The 22503-nt window shown below is 43.8% G+C and carries 16 protein-coding genes; 3 read left to right on the top strand and 13 right to left on the bottom strand.

Features of this window, described 5'->3' with window-relative positions; all coding sequences use genetic code 11:
• Positions 1-54: 54 nt before the first annotated feature.
• Positions 55-717: a hypothetical protein gene (locus PAUR_RS03955; protein WP_192506518.1), complete on the top strand. Its 663-nt coding sequence runs from the start codon at positions 55-57 to the stop codon at positions 715-717.
• A gap of 99 nt (positions 718-816) precedes the next feature.
• Here PAUR_RS03955 and PAUR_RS03950 read toward each other — a convergent pair whose 3' ends face one another.
• The gene (locus tag PAUR_RS03950; RefSeq protein ID WP_192506517.1) at positions 817-1728 is read right to left on the bottom strand and encodes a LysR family transcriptional regulator; all 912 of its coding nucleotides are present in this window, start codon (positions 1726-1728) and stop codon (positions 817-819) included.
• Positions 1729-1868: 140 nt separating this feature from the next.
• Between PAUR_RS03950 and PAUR_RS03945 the strand changes: the two genes are divergently transcribed.
• The gene (locus PAUR_RS03945) at positions 1869-2177 is read left to right on the top strand and encodes a monooxygenase (RefSeq protein WP_192506516.1); all 309 of its coding nucleotides are present in this window, start codon (positions 1869-1871) and stop codon (positions 2175-2177) included.
• A gap of 461 nt (positions 2178-2638) precedes the next feature.
• On the opposite strand, the gene PAUR_RS03940 is transcribed toward PAUR_RS03945, so the two are convergent.
• The 7 genes from PAUR_RS03940 to PAUR_RS03910 form a co-directional block, all read right to left on the bottom strand.
• Positions 2639-3010 (bottom strand): hypothetical protein, encoded by a 372-nt coding sequence (locus PAUR_RS03940; protein ID WP_192506515.1) that lies wholly within the window; start codon positions 3008-3010, stop codon positions 2639-2641.
• Positions 3011-4483, bottom strand: coding sequence for an RHS repeat domain-containing protein (locus PAUR_RS03935; RefSeq protein WP_450091386.1), 1473 nt, complete (start codon positions 4481-4483; stop codon positions 3011-3013).
• A 50-nt stretch (positions 4484-4533) separates the two neighbouring features.
• Positions 4534-4827, bottom strand: coding sequence for an immunity protein TriTu family protein (locus PAUR_RS03930; protein WP_192506513.1), 294 nt, complete (start codon positions 4825-4827; stop codon positions 4534-4536).
• 5 nt (positions 4828-4832) lie between these two features.
• Positions 4833-5186, bottom strand: a complete 354-nt coding sequence (locus tag PAUR_RS03925) for a TreTu family toxin (protein WP_192506512.1) — start codon at positions 5184-5186, stop codon at positions 4833-4835.
• Positions 5187-5603: 417 nt separating this feature from the next.
• On the bottom strand, positions 5604-6032 hold the full coding sequence (locus PAUR_RS03920; protein WP_192506511.1) for a DUF7878 domain-containing protein: 429 nt from the start codon (positions 6030-6032) through the stop codon (positions 5604-5606).
• A complete protein-coding gene (locus tag PAUR_RS03915) occupies positions 6008-6373 on the bottom strand; it encodes a hypothetical protein (protein ID WP_192506510.1) in 366 nt (121 codons plus the stop codon). Before PAUR_RS03915 ends, PAUR_RS03920 begins: the two co-directional genes overlap by 25 nt.
• 24 nt (positions 6374-6397) lie before the next feature.
• The gene (locus tag PAUR_RS03910; protein WP_192506509.1) at positions 6398-6763 is read right to left on the bottom strand and encodes an RHS repeat-associated core domain-containing protein; all 366 of its coding nucleotides are present in this window, start codon (positions 6761-6763) and stop codon (positions 6398-6400) included.
• Between the two features lie 8 nt (positions 6764-6771).
• Here PAUR_RS03910 and PAUR_RS03905 point away from each other — a divergent pair, with 8 nt between their 5' ends.
• Complete coding sequence (locus PAUR_RS03905) at positions 6772-7011, top strand: hypothetical protein (protein WP_225738277.1); 240 nt, start codon at positions 6772-6774, stop codon at positions 7009-7011.
• Positions 7012-7048: 37 nt separating this feature from the next.
• Here the strand turns inward: PAUR_RS03905 and PAUR_RS03900 are convergent, their stop codons facing one another.
• The 5 genes from PAUR_RS03900 to PAUR_RS03880 form a co-directional block, all read right to left on the bottom strand.
• The gene (locus PAUR_RS03900) at positions 7049-7309 is read right to left on the bottom strand and encodes a DUF7660 family protein (RefSeq protein ID WP_192506508.1); all 261 of its coding nucleotides are present in this window, start codon (positions 7307-7309) and stop codon (positions 7049-7051) included.
• A 269-nt stretch (positions 7310-7578) separates the two neighbouring features.
• On the bottom strand, positions 7579-7809 hold the full coding sequence (locus tag PAUR_RS03895; protein ID WP_192506507.1) for a hypothetical protein: 231 nt from the start codon (positions 7807-7809) through the stop codon (positions 7579-7581).
• Entirely contained in the window at positions 7806-8195 is a 390-nt protein-coding gene (locus tag PAUR_RS03890; RefSeq protein ID WP_192506506.1) for a hypothetical protein, read from the bottom strand. Before PAUR_RS03890 ends, PAUR_RS03895 begins: the two co-directional genes overlap by 4 nt.
• Before the next feature lie 373 nt (positions 8196-8568).
• The gene (locus PAUR_RS03885; RefSeq protein ID WP_192506505.1) at positions 8569-9066 is read right to left on the bottom strand and encodes a DUF2247 family protein; all 498 of its coding nucleotides are present in this window, start codon (positions 9064-9066) and stop codon (positions 8569-8571) included.
• An 11-nt stretch (positions 9067-9077) separates the two neighbouring features.
• Positions 9078-22004 (bottom strand): Lcl domain-containing protein, encoded by a 12927-nt coding sequence (locus tag PAUR_RS03880; protein ID WP_192506504.1) that lies wholly within the window; start codon positions 22002-22004, stop codon positions 9078-9080.
• Between the last annotated feature and the right edge of the window lie 499 nt (positions 22005-22503).

The following is a 22503-nucleotide window of genomic DNA, read 5'->3' as shown; positions in this document are numbered from 1 at the left end:
GGTTATCGACGACATCGCGCTATACTAGAGTTATCACTTTTCATCGAGATACCAATGAGAACTTTATTACTGACACTCTGTATGATCATATTAAGCAATGCATACGCAGCCGAAGAGAAAAAACAACTGCCTCCACTGAATCCTGCCTATAAGGCAGAACATGCAATGGTGCTAATGAATCGCGGCTCACGCATTTATGCAGCTAACTTTCCAACCTATACGACCCCGCATGATGTACAAATTGTGTACCGTATTGACAACCCAGATGTGGCATTTTTAAATTTAGTTCGAGATGCTGATTTAATTACTATCAAACCTAAGCCATTTAATATAGAGCGGCTGATGCGCGGGGAAGAAATCACAATTACAGCCGATGTGTACGAAGGCCACTATAAAAAAGGCGGTAGCCTAGTATACTCAGACAGAGCCATTGTATTTAGCAAACCCCTTTATTCTCGTAAGCTAACTGATTTAGCTGAGCCATCAAAATGGCAAGAGTACGATATGATCACCGTCAAAGGCACTGAGCGTATTTACGTACATAAAATTCAAAACAAACCCAGTTTTAACCACTTGATCTATGTTGATTTAACCGGTGCATGCTTGCAAAAATTCAGGACGTCAAAAATAGTGCCTGCGGCAAACGAATTGATCTACAAATTCGTCAACTGTGGCACACTCAAACAACTTTACTATGACACTGATGGGTTAGAGTAACTTACCTAACTGTGAGTAGGTTTGGAGTACCTCCAAACCTAACGCCATACTAAATCGCGGTACAATCCCATAGAGGCCAGAAAACACTCGGTCACTAAATTATAATCCCTCTCTAGCCTGACCGTGTGAGGTGACAATTAAATCATATAACGCTTGTGCGGCTGGACCACTATTTAACCCCTTCGGCAACGTAATATGCAGTGGTACTTGATAACACCCAGCACCTTGTATACGCAACTGGGTCAAATGAGAGTCAACAGTGTCATTCAACATATGTTGCGGAATTCGAGTAAAACCTAAACCATGCTTTACCGCTGTAATGGCTTGCTCAAAATTGTCAACCGTGACCCGCCTTTTCGATTTCAACCATCCTACATTTTTCTGCTTTACCGAGCTTGCTTGTTCACTCACACCTAAATCTCGAAGCACAATTTGCGTATGTGCGATCAGATCTTCCATTGTTAAATCTGTTTGACCAGCCAATGGGTGTGTTGAAGCCACCACTGGTATCATACTAGTGACACCAATCGACTCGGCTGGTAAATTTATTATTGGTAAGGTAATTATCGCAATATCGGCACGTTGCTCAACAACGGCCTCATGCGTGCTCGATAAAGAAGTTTCAATAAGCTTCACTGACGTCATGACATTATGCTGCATAAACTTTTTAAGCGCCTGATATACAATCGTTTTATCGCATAAATGATCGATTGAAACAACCACTTCAGATTCAGTGCCCAATGACAATGCCATACTGATGTCTTCAAGCCCTTTAGCTTGATCTAAAATCGGTTTAGCGCTGCGCAACAGTGTTTTCCCCATCGCCGTGAGTACGGCCCGTTTATTGACCACCTCGAGCAGTTCAACACCGAGCTGCGCTTCTAGTTTTCTTATCGAGTAAATTAATGTTGTGTGGCTTTTATGCATTTCTTGCGCCGCACTTTGAATACTACCGAACTCATCAATCGTACTTAATGTGCTCCATTGCTCCAACGTTGTTTTTAATCTCATGTGTCAATTTTACTCACAATTAATGGCAATATTATGAACTTTACGGTTCATTTTACTGAGTTAAGATTAACGCATCTAACTTGTAAAGGCACTTATGTGGCAGCAAGTTATCTCATTCACGCAATTAATGGAGCATTCAAATGCCTAAACTACTACAAGTCGACTTCACTTTACCCGTATCAAATAATGCTGACATGCAGGAAAAAATGCGAGAACTTGCTAATTCGATTAACGCTGAACCAGGAGTGATTTGGAAAATTTGGACATTTAATGCCGAGCAATCATTGGGCGGCGGAGTCTATTTATTTGATACACATTCTAACGCACAACAGTACTTAGACATGCATTCATCTCGATTGACACAAATGGGTATAACAAACATTCGAGGAGTCATATTCGACATTAATGAACCGCTCTCAAATATTAACCACGCTCCGCTCACTGTTTAATATTCGCAAAATAAGCTATCACAGTTAATAAGTCTCAATAGCAGCTTGTTAACTGTGCACTCTCTTTATTAAATGCCTCTGTCTCCCGCACTTAACACACAACTAGCTCTAATAATGCCGTCGCGCTGACGCAGGTCTGAGCCCCTCTGAACCTTAATGCCAATTTCAAAATAGGCTCTGAAATAAATTCAGAGTGACAAGCTTTATTACTCTGTTTAATCCTAAAAAACAAAAAGGGCCTGTAAATGCTGGGCTTTAAAAATGTCGTCGCGCTGACGCAGGTCAGGGTCCATCTTAACCTTGATACCAATTTCAAAATAGACTCTGAAATAAATTCAGAGTGACACATTTTATTACTCTGTTTAATCCTAAAAAAAAGGGCCTTGAATGACCCTTGGTATTTTATCTATTTATGAGGAGGTACTGTGAAGTAAGTGACTCGACCTCTTTTGCCTTAAATCCTAAGTATTTTGTTTAAAAATGATATTTTTCTCAGTATTAAATAACTGTATAGCCTCTGGTTCACCATCAAAGTAAGCTTCCCAAAAGCCGGGAGTAATCCAAGACTTTGGAGCTAATTCAAAATAAGAGTCAGCATCATAACTTACAACCCAGTTTAAAGGTAACACGTTACTAATCATTTCAAACTGGTCAGCTTTATACATCGCAGGTATTTGTCCATCATTAGCAATTAGCCGATATTCAACAGGACAACTATTTGTAATAAGGACAGATAATACTTGATATTCCCTACCGACTGAAAGCCATGAACTACTTTCTAATGGTTCCCTTGTCAGATTGTCTAGCAATTTTATACATTTCACTTTCATCATCTACCCTCCTGATTTTGAATTAAATATAACCTTGTAATCTCGGCCATAAAACACTTCTCCAGTTTTATCATTTTTATAAAAATGAGTTTGAAAATTACCTGATGGAGATTGAAATGTTTCAGTCGTATATTTACTGAAACCTTTAGGAATAGCTGTATTATTAATCTGTGAAGAATCAATTATCTTTGAAGAGTTTTTAATAGCGCCTTCGGTAAGGCTACCACTAGAATTAAAAGATGATCGAGCTGAGTCATTAGTCAACTGTTTCCACAGTTTTGGACCATTCGCAATATTATCAGCTTCCCTAAGTCCTTTTTTCCCAACCTTCCCAAGATACTTCGCGACCATACCCGCTGGCAAGGCATTCATAAGCCCTGATGCCAGTGCGCTCTGCTGGTCTACACACCCAAACGATTTGCCTTCCACCAACATTTGCCATGCTACATCTTCTGCATAGCCATATAAGCTTTTTACCGCGGGTAAAACAAGCCATGCAACATGCCCTGTTGGGTCTATAAAGTTGACCGGATCGCTACCAACATAAGCATACAGGTTGGTATCTCCTCCTGCAAACCCCACTGGGTCTTTGGCTGTCCAGCGGGCCGTGGCGGCGTCATAATCCCGCGCGCCAAAACGCACTAACTGCGTATCATGGTCATACAATCCCCCCGCAAAACCAAAGGGCTGAAACCCTGGGTTACTATCACTGAGTAGCACCCCAAAGGCATCGTAACTGAGCGCTTGCATAACCTCTGATGACGCCACATCAACCACCAAACGCACTGAGCCTATGTGGTCGGTTATGATACGGTATTGCTTGCCATCACGTTCTAGGTAATCAGGCACATGTGATTGAGACCCGTATACAAACCTGGCAACCACCTCGCCCGCGTCATTGAGCTGCGCAATCGGGTTCAAGCCTCCGGCATATAAAAAGCTTGCCACAAACTCGCCATTAAGGTGCTTGCCTACGCGGCGATGTTCGGCATCTATTTGGTAGGTGATCTGTTTTACCAACGTGCCATTGTCAGACACCTCCACCCCTTGCAAGTTGCCGAACACGGTATAGGTGTAACTGTGCGTAGTTGTGCCACATTCACGAGTGGCCAGCTCACCATCAACACTGTAGCTATATTGGCAGCCCGCGAATTCAATTAACCGGTCTTGTGCATCATAGCGCGCCGCTCGATTTTGCGTCCCAGCTGCACTAACGTGTTCTACAGAAAGACGATTACCATTGCTGTCATAGTCATAACGGGTAACATCCTCACCGAGTGTGACTTGTGCTAATCGCCCTACGTCATCGTACTCATACAATACAACCTCATCAACACCAAGTACCTGCTGTGCTTTATGCGTCACGCGGCCAACGGTATCAAACTGTAAATCACTTGAGTACAAGGTGGTTGCGTCATGCTCAAAATGCTGCGCACTTACCTGACCATATTGGTTGTACGTTAACGCGTGTGACAGCCCATACCCGCTGGCAAGGCATTCATAATGCCCTGATGCCAGTGCGCTCTTTAACTAGTCATTTTAATCAAAAAATCATGAAATGGCTTTTCAGTACGCAAGTGTTCAACTACATCGAAACTTTGGTCTAAAACAGTCTCTTCAGTATTGACGTCAACTACTTCTACATGACCATATCCTGCATCCCAAAATATCAGTCGACAGTAGTAATTTTCGCATTCGAAATCCACTGTGATGCTCTGTGTTTCAGATTCTTCAGGTGAATGCAAAACTTCAACTTCACAACCATGCATCGTAAATACATTTGACTTTGATTCAATCCAGTTAACTACTTCTTTTAGCATTATCATCACCTAAACTTTGTTGCTTTGTGGACGATATTTTCAACAGCTGGCATTTCTGGAATTGGCTGGCCTTTTTTGGCTGCTAACCTACCTGCTACAGAATTCGGCCCTGCAATTTGTGCCCAACCTGGACTTGTTTGTTTGAGTGAACTAGTTGGAACATCAAACTCAGCATAAACATTCCCAACCTTCGTCTGTTTAATGAATGACTCTGCATCAGCTGGATTCGCTACATGGGTAGTTCCTGTGTAGCTTTCTTGAACCTTTCCTGTCTTTTGCATTTTTGCCAATTCATCTGGTGACATCCATCTGCCGACGGTTGTCTTCTTCCCAACCTTCCCAAGATACTTCGCGACCATACCCGCTGGCAAGGCATTAACAAGCCCTGATGCCAGTGCGCTCTGTTACCTTATGAACAGCGCTACACACCCAAACGATTTGCCTTCCACCAACATTTGCCATGCAGTATCTTCTGCATAGCCATATAAACCTGTTACGGCTTCTTGCAGAGGTTACCGCCAATCATGAGCTGCGCCTAAAAATACCAACTCTCACACATCCGTCGCGCTGACGCAGGTCAGGGTCCATCTTAACCTTGATACCAATTTCAGAATAGACTCTGAAATAAATTCAGAGTGACAATTTTATTACTCTATTTAATGCTAAAAAACAAAAAGGGCCTTGAATGGCCCTTGGTATTTTATCTATTTATGAGGAGGTGTTATGGAACAAGTGCCCAACCCTTTTTAGCTCTATTACTATAGTCATTAGTCAATTTAATCACGTACTTTGTAACAATAAATTGAGCTTATGTTTGATAACTCTTCTTCAAATTTATTTAAGAATAATCTCGCAGCTATAATAAAATCACCCAGTCTAATTACTAGAGGAGAACTAATACCATCATTCATCCAAGGGGAAGACAAATAAGCGCCATCACCGTCAAACGCCTCAAGCATAATAATATAAGGCTCTTCATAATCCATAGACTCATATATAAATAATTCACGGGGATAACCTTCGCAGAGCCAAGCAGACAACTTTGCTGCAAATTCAGCTAAGCAAATGTCGTCTTCATTGAAAATTAAAACACCGGCATTCCGTATATTTAAATTTCCATCAACCTGAGAAAGCGCCAACTCCGTATATGGTTCTTCCGGTTTTGTTACTATTTTAAAGTTTATTTCACAGGAAATGCTGTCCATATTTTACCATTTTCTCCTACGGCAATTCGTATTGAAGTTTCACCTTTAGAACCAATCTTTCTACCCAGATCAGTTACGACTCGAAATCCACCATCGGGATTCGGCATAAATTTAGTATCTGGAGATCTTAATGCCTCTTGAACTATACTTCTAACATCGTTCAAACTATTAGAATTAAACTTTCTGGCCCTTTTAGCCGTAGAGTCTAACAAGTGCTTATTTTTTGGCACCCATCCAGCTATATTATCAGCCGCTTTATAAGCTGCTTTTGAAGCATTTGCTAATGCACTTGTCGTCTTCCCAAGATACTTCGCGACCATACCCGCTGGCAAGGCATTCATAAGCCCTGATGCCAGTGCGCTCTGTTACCTTATGAACAGCGCTACACACCCAAACGATTTGCCTTCTACCAACATTTGCCATGCTACATCTTCTGCATAGCCATATAAGCTTTTTACCGCGGGTAAAACAAGCCATGCAACATGCCCTGTTGGGTCTATAAAGTTGACCGGATCGCTACCAACATAAGCATACAGGTTGGTATCTCCTCCTGCAAACCCCACTGGGTCTTTGGCTGTCCAGCGGGCCGTGGCGGCGTCATAATCCCGCGCGCCAAAACGCACTAACTGCGTATCATGGTCATACAATCCTCCCGCAAAACCAAAGGGCTGAAACCCTGGGTTACTATCACTGAGTACCACCCCAAAGGCATCGTAACTGAGCGCTTGCACAACCTCTGATGACGCCCATCAACCGGCGGCTAAGGATAGCGGTATCAACACTGGTGCCGCTAGCAGAGATCTTACACAATTCAGTCGATGAGCTACTGCACGGCAAAGAAGCAGCTAAGAGAAGTAATAAACGCGGGCCTGCGTCGAAGCTGCAACAGCAGATCGAACAGGTGAGGCAATTACCAAGAGCAAAGCAGCAGTTTGAGATGGAAATGCTGGATACAGTGATCCAGCAAGCGGCACATTAAAAAGCCCGCTAGTGCAGGCTTTTATATCAACTATTTATTATTCGTAAATTCTTGCAGCATAAAAAATATCAGCAAAGATTTTCCAGTTTATATCACCGGGAAACTCTTTTTCCTGATTCTCATAGAAACCGTCCATGTCTTCAACCCATCCAGATACGGCCTCTAAAAAGCTTGGCAAGTCTTGATTTTCCCAATCATCAGAATGAACTTTAAAGTCAGCGATCATACTTATAATAAACTTAGAAAAATCCTCCTTTGTTAATACATTATCAAGCTCATTTACTAGTTTTGATTTCATTACAAACCGCCTCCACGGATTCTAATAGAAGCCCCCTCATTCTTACTCGTAAATTTGAATGCTTCATTTGCTATTTCATCTGCGTCCGTATTGGTACGCCAACTTCTTGGAAAGCTTTTAACCGACGATTATCGAGAGAAAAAACTTTCCCATCTCGTTCAAAAGTTCTGATTGCTGGCAAGTCATTAACTGAAACTAAATCACTCGCTTGATCTTTTAGGGATTTCCTCCCCCTGTTTGTCACATTACTGCATCGCTACATCAAAAAACTATCCCGCCAACTCCTCCGCAAATGTCCTTAACTCATCCTCCGAAAACTCAAATTCAGGCCCCTCCTCCATAGCCATCAACTGAAGAAGCTTATCATCAAGATCAGGAGTCAGTTCAACCCCATGATCTTGATAAAGTTGGAATGCAACGCGGGCTACTCTTACAACGTCGTAGCCTTTATCAAGCTCTGCTTTTAATACACGACTTAGTTCTTTCGCTGAAAGCGTCATAACCCTAACTCCCTCGCAGTTGGTGGATAATGTTGAGAATTGACCGTCTGGCCATTAATTGACTTCGGATGAACCCTATTTACTTGCCCAGAATGGTTGTAGCTTTCCATCCACTGCCTCACACCACCAGTTTTAGGATTATGTTCAGTGACAAACGAAGCACCACGCGTTGGCCCCTCAGTTCTCGCAGGAACCTCTTTGGTATAATAACGTGTGCGACCATCAGGAAGTTGTCGCGTCGTAGCCGCATTTTGTTGGGCCTTCTCCAGTCCGGAAAGCTTCGCCCTAAGCGCAGACTGCGCATTTACATTTTCAGCGCCACTGCCTACCTTCTTCCCAACCTTCCCAAGATACTTCGCGACCATACCCGCTGGCAAGGCATTCATAAGCCCTGATGCCAGTGCGCTCTGTTACCTTATAAACAGCGCTACACACGATTTGCCTTCCACCAACATTTGCCATGCTACATCTTCTGCATAACCATATAAACCTGTTACGGCTTCTTTCAGAGGTTAACCGCCAATCATGAGCTGCGCCTAAATACCAACTCTCACACATCCGTCGCGCTGACGCAGGTCAGGGTCCATCTTAACCTTGATACTAAATTTCAAAATAGGCTCTGAAATAAATTCAGAGTGACACATTTTATTACTCTGCTTAATGCTAAAAACAAAAAGGGCCTTAGATAGCCCTTGTTATTTTATCTATTTATGAGGAGATACTGTAAAGTAAGTGACTCGACCTCTTTATAAGAAAGTATCAAGAATTGTACTCTCTATATTTCTCATCTATATAGCTTTCCCATTTACCTATTAACCTAAGTTTATTCTCTTCTACAGTTCCTAAACTTGGCTCTTCTGATGGCATATAACGTATAAAACCACTAATACACTCGGGATAATCAAAGTCAGCATAAATTTCCTCAACTATAGCTAATGGCTCATCATAGAGCTCTTTAGTTTCAAAAAGCCAAGAAAGAACTAAAAATAATACTTTTTCATCCACATCAGAGACAGACACTTCATTTTCCACGAGGTCGTCTATATACGGATGAATATCATCACCTTTATTCAAAGATGCCAACTCAAGTAATGCATCTGGATATTTTTCCATAACAATTAATTCTGCCATGGCATGTTCAATCACAAATTGCCGAGAAACAATCTGGCGCTCTACTGCTGATAACAATTCCCCCCAAGAATAACTTGCTAATCTAACTGCAAACTCGTACGTTGGAAGCGTTACTAAATAGCCCATTTTACTTTGCCTTATTGTGTAATTTTGGTCGGGATGCCATTTATCTTTCCTTTTTTAAATAACTGGTGAGAAACTTGTCCATTTGGCTCCAAAATATACTCAAAGACACCAACTTTACCATCTAAGTTGCCCTTTGTTTGGAGAAGTGTTCTTTGCACGTTATCACTGCCTTTAAGAGGAAAGACTTTCCCCGATGCTAATTGTTCTTTACTCAAAAAGCTTGCAGATAAATGGTTTTTATCTGATTTTCTTAATGCTGAGCCTACTCTTTTCGCGGCAAGAATCTCATTAGCGGCTAACAGTGAACGATACTTTTCAAATTGAGCAACATTTGTAGCTCCCTTCCCAACCTTCCCAAGATACTTCGCGACCATACCCGCTGGCAAGGCATTCATAAGCCCTGATGCCAGTGCGCTCTGCTGGTCTACACACCCAAACGATTTGCCTTCCACCAACATTTGCCATGCTACATCTTCTGCATAGCCATATAAGCTTTTTACCGCGGGTAAAACAAGCCATGCAACATGCCCTGTTGGGTCTATAAAGTTGACCGGATCGCTACCAACATAAGCATACAGGTTGGTATCTCCTCCTGCAAACCCCACTGGATCTTTGGCTGTCCAGCGGGCCGTGGCGGCGTCATAATCCCGCGCGCCAAAACGCACTAACTGCGTATCATGGTCATACAATCCCCCCGCAAAACCAAAGGGCTGAAACCCTGGGTTACTATCACTGAGTACCACCCCAAAGGCATCGTAACTGAGCGCTTGCATAACCTCTGATGACGCCACATCAACCACCAAACGCACTGAGCCTATGTGGTCGGTTATGATACGGTATTGCTTGCCATCACGTTCTAGGTAATCAGGCACATGTGATTGAGACCCGTATACAAACCTGGCAACCACCTCGCCCGCGTCATTGAGCTGCGCAATCGGGTTCAAGCCTCCGGCATATAAAAAGCTTGCCACAAACTCGCCATTAAGGTGCTTGCCTACGCGGCGATGTTCGGCATCTATTTGGTAGGTGATTTGTTTTACCAACGTGCCATTGTCAGACACCTCCACCCCTTGCAAGTTGCCGAACACGGTATAGGTGTAACTGTGCGTAGTTGTACCACATTCACGAGTGGCCAGCTCACCATCAACACTGTAGCTATATTGGCAGCCCGCGAATTCAATTAACCGGTCTTGTGCATCATAGCGCGCCGCTCGATTTTGCGTCCCAGCTGCACTAACGTGTTCTACAGAAAGACGATTACCATTGCTGTCATAGTCATAACGGGTAACATCCTCACCGAGTGTGACTTGTGCTAATCGCCCTACGTCATCGTACTCATACAATACAACCTCATCAACACCAAGTACCTGCTGTGCTTTATGCGTCACGCGGCCAACGGTATCAAACTGTAAATCACTTGAGTATAAGGTGGTTGCGTCATGCTCAAAATGCTGCGCACTTACCTGACCATATTGGTTGTACGTTAACGCATGTGACAGCCCTGCCAGTGTGCTATGCGTTATTGCGCCGCCTTTGTCACTGGCGCGCGTTAATGATATAGCGCCACTTTGGGTTAGTAAGCCATCCGCATCGTATTTGTATTCAATACACTCATCAGCATTTATACAGGCTTTGTTTACTAAACCATGGGTATTATGGGTGACCCCATAATGCCCCGACACCGCACCTGACCAAGTCGCTTCTTTTACGATTAAACCATCATATGTATACACCGTTTGGCTGCCATTGGGTGCATCAATTTGGGTCAGGTTACCCGCCGTATCATACTGATATTCGTATAACCCTTGCGACATATTAATCGCCTCAAGCCTATCGACCCCTTCCCCATAAATAAAGGTTAACTTATCGCCACTTGCACGCGTATATTCTTGAATACGGCGGTCGGTATCATAAACATAGCTTATGGTGGTATTCGTCAGGTTCTCCGCCACAGGGGGCTGCGACGCAACAACTTGGTTATTGCCGTCAAATGCAAAGCTATGTTGGCTGCGACCATCTGCGGTTACCCCATTCACGTTGCCGTTTTTATCATAACTGAATGCGGTACGCTGCGAGGCACTCCCTCCTGACGATAGTAAGGTTTCTATCACTTGCCCGAGTTGGTCATAGCTAAAATCGCTTTGTTGCATTTCACTATTGACAACCGACGCTAAAAATCCGGGGCCTGTTTGAGCACTGTCATCATAGCTATATGTGCTGCTACGCTCACCTTGTGATACTCGGGTTACTCTGCCATAGCCATCATACTCGTAATGGGTCGCGGCAAATCCATCAATCTGGGTTTTGGTAGTCAGCAAGGTATCCGGGTCATAATAGGTGGTGGTTGCGCGGCCCAAACTGGTATTTCTCACAAACTTTTGCGCTTGCTTGTAATGCCGGCTTTCAATCACTTTACGTTCATTGGTTTCAGTGGTTAAACCGCTGATATTATTTTCGCTAAAGCGCCTCATCACGGCATTAATCTTGATCCCCCCTGGTGACTTAACGGTGTAATATACCGGTGAGCCTCCGCCTGCCGTCCCCATTTCATAGGACATGCCTCCCACCTGATGGATATAACCAAGGCCTTTGGCTGTTAACGTATCTGTGGTGCCATCGAGTCGGCGAGTGGAGACTTGCTTAGCCCCGTCATTGATTGACTCAGTTATTTCAAAACGATTATTCTGCGCCGTGGTATAACCATAAATGAACTCCCCGGTTGTGGCACTGAGCTCACTGTAATAACGCCATGCTCCGCCTTCAGGGTCTTCACTGCGCGTAATGCGCCCATCGGCATTAAAAAAGCGCTCAAACACGTTACCATTGGGGTCTATTTGATGGTTTAGTAACTGCCCAATATAACTAAATTGGTGCATACTGCCATCGGGGTATTCAACACGTTTTAAATTATGCTGCTCATCAATCTCTAATGTGGTTATTAGCCCTGAAGGGGCTATCAATTGCGTCACTTGACCCGCGTCATCACGCTCAATACGTAAGGTATTACCAAATCGGTCAACAATGGCATTCAGCTTATTATGTGCCTCAGCATACTCAAACGTCAGTAGCAATTTGCCGGTTTCTTTATCTAACGTGCTCACATGCTGATTGGCTTTGTTAAAGTGATACTGGCTGGCTTTACTGTCTAAGTCTTTTCGTATGCAGCGTACATTGGCAAGCTCATCTTGCTGCGAATAACCATGATAGCCAAAGCCACTCATTTCTACCGCCCACGCCTCTAATTCAGGCGCTCCAATATTGGGGGTGGATGTCCAGTAGAGTTTTCGCCAATCAACATAAGGGTGCCATAAATCTTCGTTCTCACCATCTGCGACGTTGACATCTTCATGGGCAAACGCAGTCATCCCAAAAAAGAGATTATTTGCACCCATTTTTATAAATTCATTCACCGTCGGCAAGCGCCAATCAGAGAATCCAGCATGGGTTAAATCTTCGCAATAATTGATTGCTTCACGCCAAGTATGCTGCCCGCCCACATTGTCGGGCGTATCTTGCCATTGCATGGCGTTGGCGCGATTATCCACCAGCTCTAATGCTGGCTTTCTTTTTAACGGAGACCCCGTGCGTTCGAGCCCAACCTCTTGCCCTGCCACACACAGTACTTTATGTGTTTGCGCTTGATCTAATGAGTCCTCCAACCAAATAGTGTTTGCTGTATTAGCTAAACTGCTATTGATGGTATACACAAAAATATCGCGTTCTTTGCCGCTTTTATCGACGGTATATAAAATATCGGTGAACCTTGGCAGTCGCCAATAACTATTATTACGATCAGGGAGCGCATCACAATACGCACTGGCTGCCGCTTTGGTATAAAGCCCAGTCGACGGGGCGGCTTGCCACATTAATTGCGTGTTGTTGTCGAGTATATGGCCCTCTGTTGTAACCGTATAATCAAGTGGTTTACTCACTGAGGTATAAAAACCATCATCACCATCAACCACACTCAGCGTCACCCCAGTATCCACAATGGTTGAGCTGTCGGGCGCTTTTTCAATTTCACCATCACCCAAATACAGGTTACCAACACGGTCACGCCTATGATGATTTGACAAGCTCCAGCCGTTGGCAATGTCACTCTCCGGTGCTGCATATAAGGTCACCACTGAGTTCGACCACTTTATTAGTGCTTCTCTGCCAGCAACATTCAGTGAATCTCCTCCCCACTGCGCCCAACGAGGGGATTCCTGATTTGGTCTTAAACCCGATTGAGCAATATTACCTGCACTTAAATATTGGCTGGTATATTCATAACCCACTCGTAATTTGGCTTTTATTTCACCTTTAACCGCATTGCCTTGAACATCCAGCCCATCCCATTTAAAGGTAACTTGCTGCATGATGGTCGCATCAAGTAACTGTTCAAAACGGTGCCCTGCCACTTCCAGCACAGCGTGTATTTTATTCACCCCTTGCGGCAACGATAGGTCACTCACATTGGCTTTTATAATATGGTGATAGTCAGAGGTACGCGCACTGTTATAATGTAATGTCATACCCGTGCCTAACACGGTTATATCTTCATGCAACTCTAATGTTTTAGGTTTAATATACGAGCTAACGGCGGCGCATTCGTCGTTGTCTTCATCAACCTCTTTGTCGTCGCCTTCTAAAATGTCGACCTCTGTCGGCGGCGCGCCATCTGAATTGGCTGACCAGTTGAAATCATACGGCGTAAAATGCCGCATTTGCCCACGCCAGTAGGTTTTACCGGCTTCGTAGTTTTCAATACCTGCGACTTCATCAATGGTTTCTCCGTCACCATCAATATCATCCGCCACATCATCTCCGGTGTAATCAGCACCATCAATCACGCCATCGTTATTACTATCGAGTAGTTTAACCACCACCCCATTTTCGGCGGCCTTCCACTTAGACTCGACTCGATCGTAGTAGCCCACTGGCACCAACTCTCCGACCGGAAAGTTCAAAAAGTTATCAACATACATGGCAACAGGTTGATCAAACTCGACCGTTTCATTGTCAGCTACGCCAGCAATATCAAGCTCTGAACAATACGTAAATGCAGTTTCAACAGGCAATGACCCCGGCATGGAAGCCGGTTTCTCAAACTCCGTCGCACGGACCGTTATTTTATTTAATTGACGACGACTTCCATTTGGGTTTTTAACCGTGACTTGTGTCACATTATCAAACACCAATGTGGTAGAACGTTCACCAAACTCATCAACAACTGGCGTGGATTGGTGGCGGTGTGCGATGTGCTCTGACAGCGTAATGGTGGTGGCTTTTTGATCTATGGCTTGCAGTGATATTGTCGATACATGATTCCACGATAAATTGTCACCAACCAAGGTAGTTTGCACCCTGAGATAACCCACCATAGAAGCCTCAATCGACACGCTTCCCGCCCGTCCTGCAATCGCATATGCGCCTTGCGCATTACTTTTAACGCTGCCAAATTCAGGAGAGCCCGCAAAAGCAATGGTTGCACCGGCCAAAGGTGTCCCTGCATTATTGGTGATCACGCCGTTGTAAATGGCCATCATCGACTCTGGAAAGTCTTTTATCGTGGCGTTATCTGCAATTAAATGCTGGTATTGCTTGGCAAAACCACTCACTTTCTCATCACGCACTGTGGGCTCGCCAACCTGAATTTCAATGGGGCTCGACAGCACATCACCGGCTCTTATCACCAGCTCTGTCGTACCCGCTTGCTTTGCGGTCACCACATTGTTGGCAAAACTAAATATGTTTTGAGCCGGACCTTCTAAGTCAGTTAATATATCAAGCGTTTTGGTTTCCCCATTGTTATACGTTCCCATCACAGTGAGCTGCTGGGTCATACCTGGTACTAGGTCTACGCGTTCTGGGTAAACATTAATGCCGGTTAATAAGTCATCGTGCGGCAATTCTATACTGGTATTCGCACAGCGCGTTGCTTCGCTCACATCGGTTGTTACCAGTGTACCAAGCTCTGAAGGCCAACTCGGGGCGTGATAATACACCGTATTTAATACACTCAGATTTGCGAACCATTGCTGACCTGACAGGGTATACAGACCTTTTGCAATACCTAGGCCTATGACTCCTTTGGCCCCCTTCATGCCTATAAGTAGCCCTTGTCGATGCGCCCAAGGTGGGCCAAAACTATCGGGATTTGGGCTGTACGTGTATTTATCTTGGTATAAAAATACGTACAGTGCCTTCGCTATGCTTTCACTGCTGGTGGTACTTGCTTGGTCAGCAACAATCACCTCACCGGCTCCCCAGCGCTGAGGTAATATTTGATTAATATCACCTAACTGCTCAACGATACGGTCAACCACTGTGGCGTTATCATGCGCTCGAATATGACCAAGCGTATTATTATCAAGTAAATACTGGGCATACGTTTGCGAAACGATATTGAGTTCATTGGAAATTGCATGGTGTGGCGCTAACCCTCGCGCAATTCGTTCAGCATTTAAGATGTACAGTGCCTGCTCATGTATACTCATGCTATCCCACCGAGACTGTTGCGGCAGTTTCAACTTAGCGGTGACAGTGGAATCTATTTTTCTGGCATAATTAAAACCGCGTTCAATATCCTCAACACGGGCATAGCCGCCCCCAACCCATGGAATATCGTTCTCTGGCACGGTATTTTTTAACTCATCATCGGTCAAATCTTTCGTTGGGTAGCAGGCTGAGTACACTGCATCGTTTTCAACTTCAAGCTGCGCCGTATAGCTTTTTGATGCCGGGCTCAGGCTCAAAGAAGTCACCGTCACCGCTAATTCATAACTGCCTGCCTCAAGTTGCAATTGCAGCTCACCAGTGGTGTTTTGCGCAACTTCAGTTGCATCCACCAACCAAGTAAACTGGGCGTCTTCAGGTAAATTTGCTCGGTCAATACGCACAACCGCAGCTTGATCTTCGCTAAAGAAGTAATGTGTATCTAGTAATTGTGCTGGCCACTGTAGTTCAGATACCACCTTTACTTGTGCCCTGTACACCTTGCTTTGCCCATTGCCATACGGTGAGCTCAGCGTCAGTTCAAGTTGATACGTGCCAAACGGGTAATCAAATATCAGCGCATTAGCGCCTTGGGTATCAATTACGTCTTTGTTCACTTTCCATGCGTAGTGGTAATTTTCAAACTCGCTGTACGCTTTAGCTTTAATCTCTACCGGTTCCTGCCCAACAAATTCATACTCAGGGTTTAATAAATCAAGAGGCCAGTTTTTCTTTGCGGGTACCACAATCACCCGCGTGCTATAAGTTTTAGAATTATCATTCCCGACTTTCACCGTTACATCATAGCTGCCCAATGATGCTTGAAAAGCATAAACACTGGTGTGACCATCAGTGACACGCTGCCCATCGACTCGCCATTCGTAAGTGAGTCCATCAAACCTACTGAGTGTCTTATCGACACTGATATACTTTTGTTCTCCGTCAATTGCGATTACTTGCTCAGGCAGCACTTGCTCAGGCCAGTCATGCACGGTAACCGTTATTATATAAGTGTACTGCCCGCCTTCAGAGTCAGTCACGCTTACTTTAAGTTCATGAGTACCAACACCAAGGGTCAACCGCAGTGAACTTGATGTTTGCTCTGGCAGTAATACGCCATTCAAATACCATTGGGCAGTGTTTGCGCTGCCCTCACTGGTTATAAAGATCTGCCCTGCACCAATATGCGCATCAACATGCGCTTTATAGTCAATAACAAATATTGTGACGGGTGATTCTGTGACGGTATTAAAATGCAGGTCTTTAACTTCAACGTTAAAGCGCTTGGTTTTAGTTAAATTGCGTAATTCAAGGGTACGCTGGGTTACTCGTTCGTTGGTCTCTAAATCAACATAGGTAATTTCAAAATCATTACTGACGTCGGCAAGCTTTGGTTGTAACGTATAGCTGCCTCCTTTTACCACTGAAACAGCACGACCCAACGGATGAATCCTCTCCATATCAGGCAGCGCGCTATCGACTAGATCCCGTCGTAAATCAAAGTTAACCGTCACGACCTCGGAATAATCTTGGCCATCAAACGCCCTCACTCGCATCTGAGTCGTTAAGTCAGCGTCTCTGTTTTGAATTCGGTAATTAACCCAACTTGCAAATGAATTGCCTTCTAAAGGTTTAAGAAACTTTCTCGGACTATTAAACGGGCCGTCGATCGATGGATGTCCCAAGGTGATATTGTCGGGCCACTCTACAACCTCAATGCTGGTATACTGATCACACAGCACAGATGATTCACATACAGGGGGCAAATCGCATGCTGTAACGTCCTTACATGGAAGGTGCCTTACGTTGTCATCCGTTACCTCAAATTGCAGCTCGTCCCCTAAATCCCCATAAAGAAACTTTCGCTCAAACCGTGTGTTTATATCCTCCACGGCTGATAACGTTGGTCGTGTATTTTGCTCATTGCGCATTACCGTAAGTGGGTAGCTACGCGTATAAATCAAGCCATGATATTTAAATTGAGCCTCAATGCTATATTGGCCCACATCAGGAAATTTATTGGTTGATTCATCTGTAATGGCTCGGCGGCAGTCTTGTTCGCCACAATTTAACGCCCATGTTACCGTGGTGGCGTGACCATTCACTGTTGAACCTTCGGTATTAAAGGTGAGCGCGTCACCAAAATACAGGACGGGTTGGTAATCAACTTGTATTTCAGGCTCTGGAAAGTCGGTCACACATCGTGCGTAGCCATGCTGATCATAAATCTCCGCTCTCGTTGCATCTTTATCTTTAGGGTTTAGTGACAAGTACTTGCGATTATTTCTATGTAACGTGTCAACGTTATTTTCCCTGTATAAGCTGGCGGTAGAAGTCCACATACTAAATTCAGAAATATAGCCTATTACTTCGCCTCGAGAGTAAAGTCCAAACAGACTGAATATTTCATTTACATTGGGCAAACGCCAATTATCAAACCCTGCCAAGCTTAGATTTTCACAATAATTAACCGACTCATGCCAAGTACGCTGCACTGTACTGGTGGGTCGACTGGTGTCGTCACCTTCCCATAAAAGCCGACTGGTATTATCGTAACGCCCTCCAGAAAAACGCCCTGTATCCTGTATAAATTCCTGCTTGCCTTGCACGCACATCACACCTGCACTACTCGTTTCAACATCATTCCATGAGTCAAAGTTGCCTTTTTGGGTATCAATAATAAACGCAGAGCGAATTGACCTACCTACCGTCATGTTGAACTCTGTAATGACTCCGTCCCAAAAAGTGTGTTGAGACAAAGCATTAAAGGCTTTTGGTAGGTATGATCCTGACTGCGACCTATCTAATAAATAAAACAACTCGAATCGATTGGGTAAGCGCCAATCTGAATGGCCATCTAATTGCATATTCTGGCAATAATCTTGCGCCTCTTGCCACTTCACCTCCCCCAAACCTGAATCAATATCCGCCCACAACTGCCCAGTTACGGTATTTTTTATAACGTTTTCGGTCTCTCGTTCAAAGGTGTGTTGCACCCCGCGTTGATAAAACCCATCGTCAAAGGTGCCATACGACACGTGGCTACCTGTTTTTGGCACTTGTGAATAATCTTGACTATGCTGTGATGCCATTTGTGCATCACTACACCCTAATTCATTAACCGCTTCACTGTCAGGTGTTTCAGGGCAATAATCGATTGTGTCTGGGATACCATCGTTATCATAGTCGGCGCCCACACGTACCGTTATAGTAAACGCTTGTAGTGCCTCCATATGACCGTCAGTCACCACTAATTCAACAGCAACATCACCCACATCACTGGCGCTTGGCGTCCAAACAACTTTATTACCATTGCTTATCGCCATGCCATGCGGCGCTGACTTTAAATACATATAAGGGCTAAATACCTGAGCGTCTCGGGCATTCACAGCATATCGGTATTCTACTCCCACTTGGGCATCGGTCGTGGGACTCGAATAAATGGTCGGTGGCGAGTTATCTTGCGCCGTGTTTAATCTATAACTGTGGATCAGTGACACGTCATTGCTAAAGTTCAGCTGTAAACTCACTTGCTCTTGAGGCTCGCCACCTGGTGTTTGCATCACCAATTGACCACTGTCTGTGACATACATACCATCAGGTGCACTCAACAGCTCATAGCTTGTTGGCTGTTCCGTTGCCGTAACTTGGTATAAATATGCTTCTCCAATAACCGCCACATACTGTGGTATTGAGGTGATACTGGGTGGCTCTATATTTGCGGGTAGCACCTTAAACTGCTGATGAACTGTATCTGAGCGGCCCTTTTCTATCACAGTCAGTGATAACTGATAATCTCCCGCGCGCAAACCTGAAAGCGTATGAAAACCGTCTCGTGAGATCAGTTCTCCATCAAGCCGCCACTGATACGTTACGTAAAAGCCATTTTGCGTGACTTGGCTCTGTATACTGTCTAAGTAAATAGGCTGATATTCTTTTGCTGAGCCAATGAAATTCATTTTTGCAAGCGGCGGGATACTTGACAGCCTTGATTTTTGCACCCAGCCAGCTCGGCCTTTAAAGCTAATTTGATGTGACTCATCTGCTGATCCGCTCACCGCCCACCAAGAACCTGAATGAATATTACCCAATACCGCACTGTCAAAGTTAAAGTAACCATCTTTAACTTGTCGGGTCCCATAACTTTTAACACAGTGCTTGCTTGAGGTTACTTGAACGGTGTTTTTATCGACCCATCGAGTCTGCTCATCATAGTAAATTTCATAGCGCGTTGATGAGGCTTCTTTTATTACATAGTATTGCCGGGTATATATGTTGCCCACGCCACTTTGTGATGTACTTGAGGCGAATACGGCTGCCCCATTTGCAGTGACATCTTTTGCTTCAACCACTTGGCAACTTTGGCTCGAATCAGCTGTTACATCAACGTTAAACTGCAACACATCAAAGTAACCTTGTTCATCACGAACGAGGACCTCGCTTTGTAATTGTCCCATATCATCACTTGGCGCCAACCAACTTAACTCTCCAGTGTGCTGATCAACCGCCAACCCTGCATTTCCCGATAGTATTTGGTAATGGGGGTTATCTATGTATTTATTTAATACCGGCTGATATACATACACGTCACCTTGGCGTACCTCATGCTGAATATCACGCTGAACGGTCTGTCCAACCTCAACCCGATTATCAAGAAACTGAACAGGTACGTTTCCTTGAGTCACAGACACATATTGGTTTTCCAGCCAGCCTTTTTCGAACGCATCATAATAGTTATACTGACCAAACTGGGTCCATTCATCATCAGATTTAAGCTTAAAAAATTGCCATTCGGTATCTAGTGGAAACATTTTTGACGAGTTTACATTTGCTTCTCTATACCCTGTCCCCCCCTCTTTGGTAACTTTGGCGCAGTCCGTATTAAATCGATGTTTAACCTCACGGGTATGCACCCAGCCTAACGGAAAACCGTCAAATATATGCAAAAAGTTACCTTGCTGCTCTTTGACTAGATACTTCCTGTCACCTTTTACAAACTCGACAATATTCGGATCGTTTAACTCTGTTCTAATACTCAAGTTTCTTTTCAGTGTCACTGCTTCACAGGTATGCTCAGCTGTAGGCGTCGCACTCACATTTACACTAAAGGTTTGAGCACTCACCCCCCCTGTTTCAGAGGTTAATTCAAGACCAACAGTGTGCGTACCAATATTGCCTTCTTCCGGATACCATTGCAGCAAGCCTGTGGCTGATAAGGTCATGCCAACAGGCGCCTCAACTAATGAGAGCGTGCTGGTATAAAGAGAGACATTTAGCGCTATTTGATATGCATAATATTGATGAGCAAACAACTCAGTGACGGGGTTACTGATAATTTTGGCATCAACTGCGGGGTCTAAAAATGCCGTTTTTTCAATGAGTGCCGTGCTTGCGTTATAAAATATTTCAAAATACTCGCCAATTGCCCCTTTAATTACCCATTGAGAACCCACACTGGCGTAATGTGGCGGAGTAAAAGAGCGATTATCTAGGTCAAATACTTCTGCTTTTTTGGCTTTGACACTATCTGTACATGATGCACGAAACTGTTTTAAATACCCTTTGCCATACACCCATGCAGCTTGCTCATTAAACCAAATTTGATACCAACTGCCTGCTTTGTTAAGCATTTTATATTTTTGATTTTTTGTCAAATAGCCTATTTTTTCAAAATTGCTACCTGCGCCAACCCGCACATTAACCCCTTTGATCACCTCTACCGCATCACAGGCCGTATATTGCTCAACAGGCTCTACGGTTAAGGTAAACTCATGATTGACCTGAACACGATTGGTAAGTGATGTCAGAATCACTTTAACGCCATGCTCACCCACTTGGTCTGAGTTTGGCGTCCAAACTATCTTATTCGATACGAGTGACATCCCACTCGGCCCACTGTCTAATTGATATTCAACTAAAGGGTCACTGGTTGTGATCGCATATTCATAGGCGGTAAGAGGCTTGGTTGTTAAACTGGGCGTAGAGGTAACGTCAAATGCTTCATCTGCGGTTTCTAAATAATTTTTATGAATAAAACCCGTGCGACCAGCAAACCAAATTTCTTGCCAATTACCATGAGTCGCTTTAACAACTCTGAGCGAGCCTTTATTTGCACGACCTAATTTTTCACTGGATGAAGACGCCTCAGCGCGTACATTAACACCCGATGTTACATTGGTAATGCGTACACAACTCGATTCAACATGGTTCAAGTACCCTGGTGCGTAAGCCCATCCCCCCGTCTCACCAAAGTAAATTGACGCCCATTTACCTGAGCTATCGTTAACGACATACCGTTGAGGTGTTTTAATATAGCCCAGCTTTTCGCCGGCTTTATGCGGTGAGTTCCTCACGTTGACGTTCTTAACGACTTCAACAACATCACAAACCCCTGCGGCTTGGACAAAAAGTGGTATAAAGAAACTAAACGCGAGCAAAAAAAATCGTAAAACAGTCATTATTTAGATGCTTCCATGCTGAGAATATTTTATTTTGCAGGGATAATATATAAATTCGATGACTAAAAAAAGAAATTTAATATTTTTATTGAAACAAACCTAAAAAAACATTTATTAAATCCATTAAAAAACAAATGTAATTAAACGTATCAACTCATTAAGGTGCAATTTATTAAAATATGAATATATTAATAAACCACAGAATCAGCCACATTAAAAATTACAACAATTCACTCTATTTGTTATTTAATATTCTTTCGTTTTAATTAGAGCAAGCTAGACTGATGATGAATCTCATTAAAAGGCCAATTACATTCAATGAATCTTCAAATATTATGATAGGTATGGCTAATGATCCGCAGAGCTTAAACGCAGTTTACAAATCTCTCGGATGCCAGAATGAGCTGTATCCTATTAAAGTTACGGTAAATTAAGTACACGCCATACTGTTACGTCACATAAAAAAAGGCCGCATAAGCGACCTTTTTAACACGATAGA

This window comes from Pseudoalteromonas aurantia 208 (assembly GCF_014858725.1).
Lineage (GTDB): Bacteria > Pseudomonadota > Gammaproteobacteria > Enterobacterales > Alteromonadaceae > Pseudoalteromonas > Pseudoalteromonas aurantia.
This window is presented reverse-complemented; position numbering and strand designations above follow the sequence as displayed.

Excerpts from the sequence above, each read along its gene's own strand:
- PAUR_RS03955 (WP_192506518.1), top strand. The coding sequence starts at position 55 with ATGAGAACTTTATTACTGACACTCTGTATGATCATATTAAGCAATGCA.
- PAUR_RS03950 (WP_192506517.1), bottom strand. The coding sequence starts at position 1,728 with ATGAGATTAAAAACAACGTTGGAGCAATGGAGCACATTAAGTACGATT.
- PAUR_RS03945 (WP_192506516.1), top strand. The coding sequence starts at position 1,869 with ATGCCTAAACTACTACAAGTCGACTTCACTTTACCCGTATCAAATAAT.
- PAUR_RS03940 (WP_192506515.1), bottom strand. The coding sequence starts at position 3,010 with ATGATGAAAGTGAAATGTATAAAATTGCTAGACAATCTGACAAGGGAA.
- PAUR_RS03930 (WP_192506513.1), bottom strand. The coding sequence starts at position 4,827 with ATGCTAAAAGAAGTAGTTAACTGGATTGAATCAAAGTCAAATGTATTT.
- PAUR_RS03925 (WP_192506512.1), bottom strand. The coding sequence starts at position 5,186 with ATGGTCGCGAAGTATCTTGGGAAGGTTGGGAAGAAGACAACCGTCGGC.
- PAUR_RS03920 (WP_192506511.1), bottom strand. The coding sequence starts at position 6,032 with ATGGACAGCATTTCCTGTGAAATAAACTTTAAAATAGTAACAAAACCG.
- PAUR_RS03915 (WP_192506510.1), bottom strand. The coding sequence starts at position 6,373 with ATGAATGCCTTGCCAGCGGGTATGGTCGCGAAGTATCTTGGGAAGACG.
- PAUR_RS03905 (WP_225738277.1), top strand. The coding sequence starts at position 6,772 with ATGACGCCCATCAACCGGCGGCTAAGGATAGCGGTATCAACACTGGTG.
- PAUR_RS03900 (WP_192506508.1), bottom strand. The coding sequence starts at position 7,309 with ATGAAATCAAAACTAGTAAATGAGCTTGATAATGTATTAACAAAGGAG.
- PAUR_RS03895 (WP_192506507.1), bottom strand. The coding sequence starts at position 7,809 with ATGACGCTTTCAGCGAAAGAACTAAGTCGTGTATTAAAAGCAGAGCTT.
- PAUR_RS03890 (WP_192506506.1), bottom strand. The coding sequence starts at position 8,195 with ATGAATGCCTTGCCAGCGGGTATGGTCGCGAAGTATCTTGGGAAGGTT.
- PAUR_RS03885 (WP_192506505.1), bottom strand. The coding sequence starts at position 9,066 with ATGGGCTATTTAGTAACGCTTCCAACGTACGAGTTTGCAGTTAGATTA.
- PAUR_RS03880 (WP_192506504.1), bottom strand. The coding sequence starts at position 22,004 with ATGACTGTTTTACGATTTTTTTTGCTCGCGTTTAGTTTCTTTATACCA.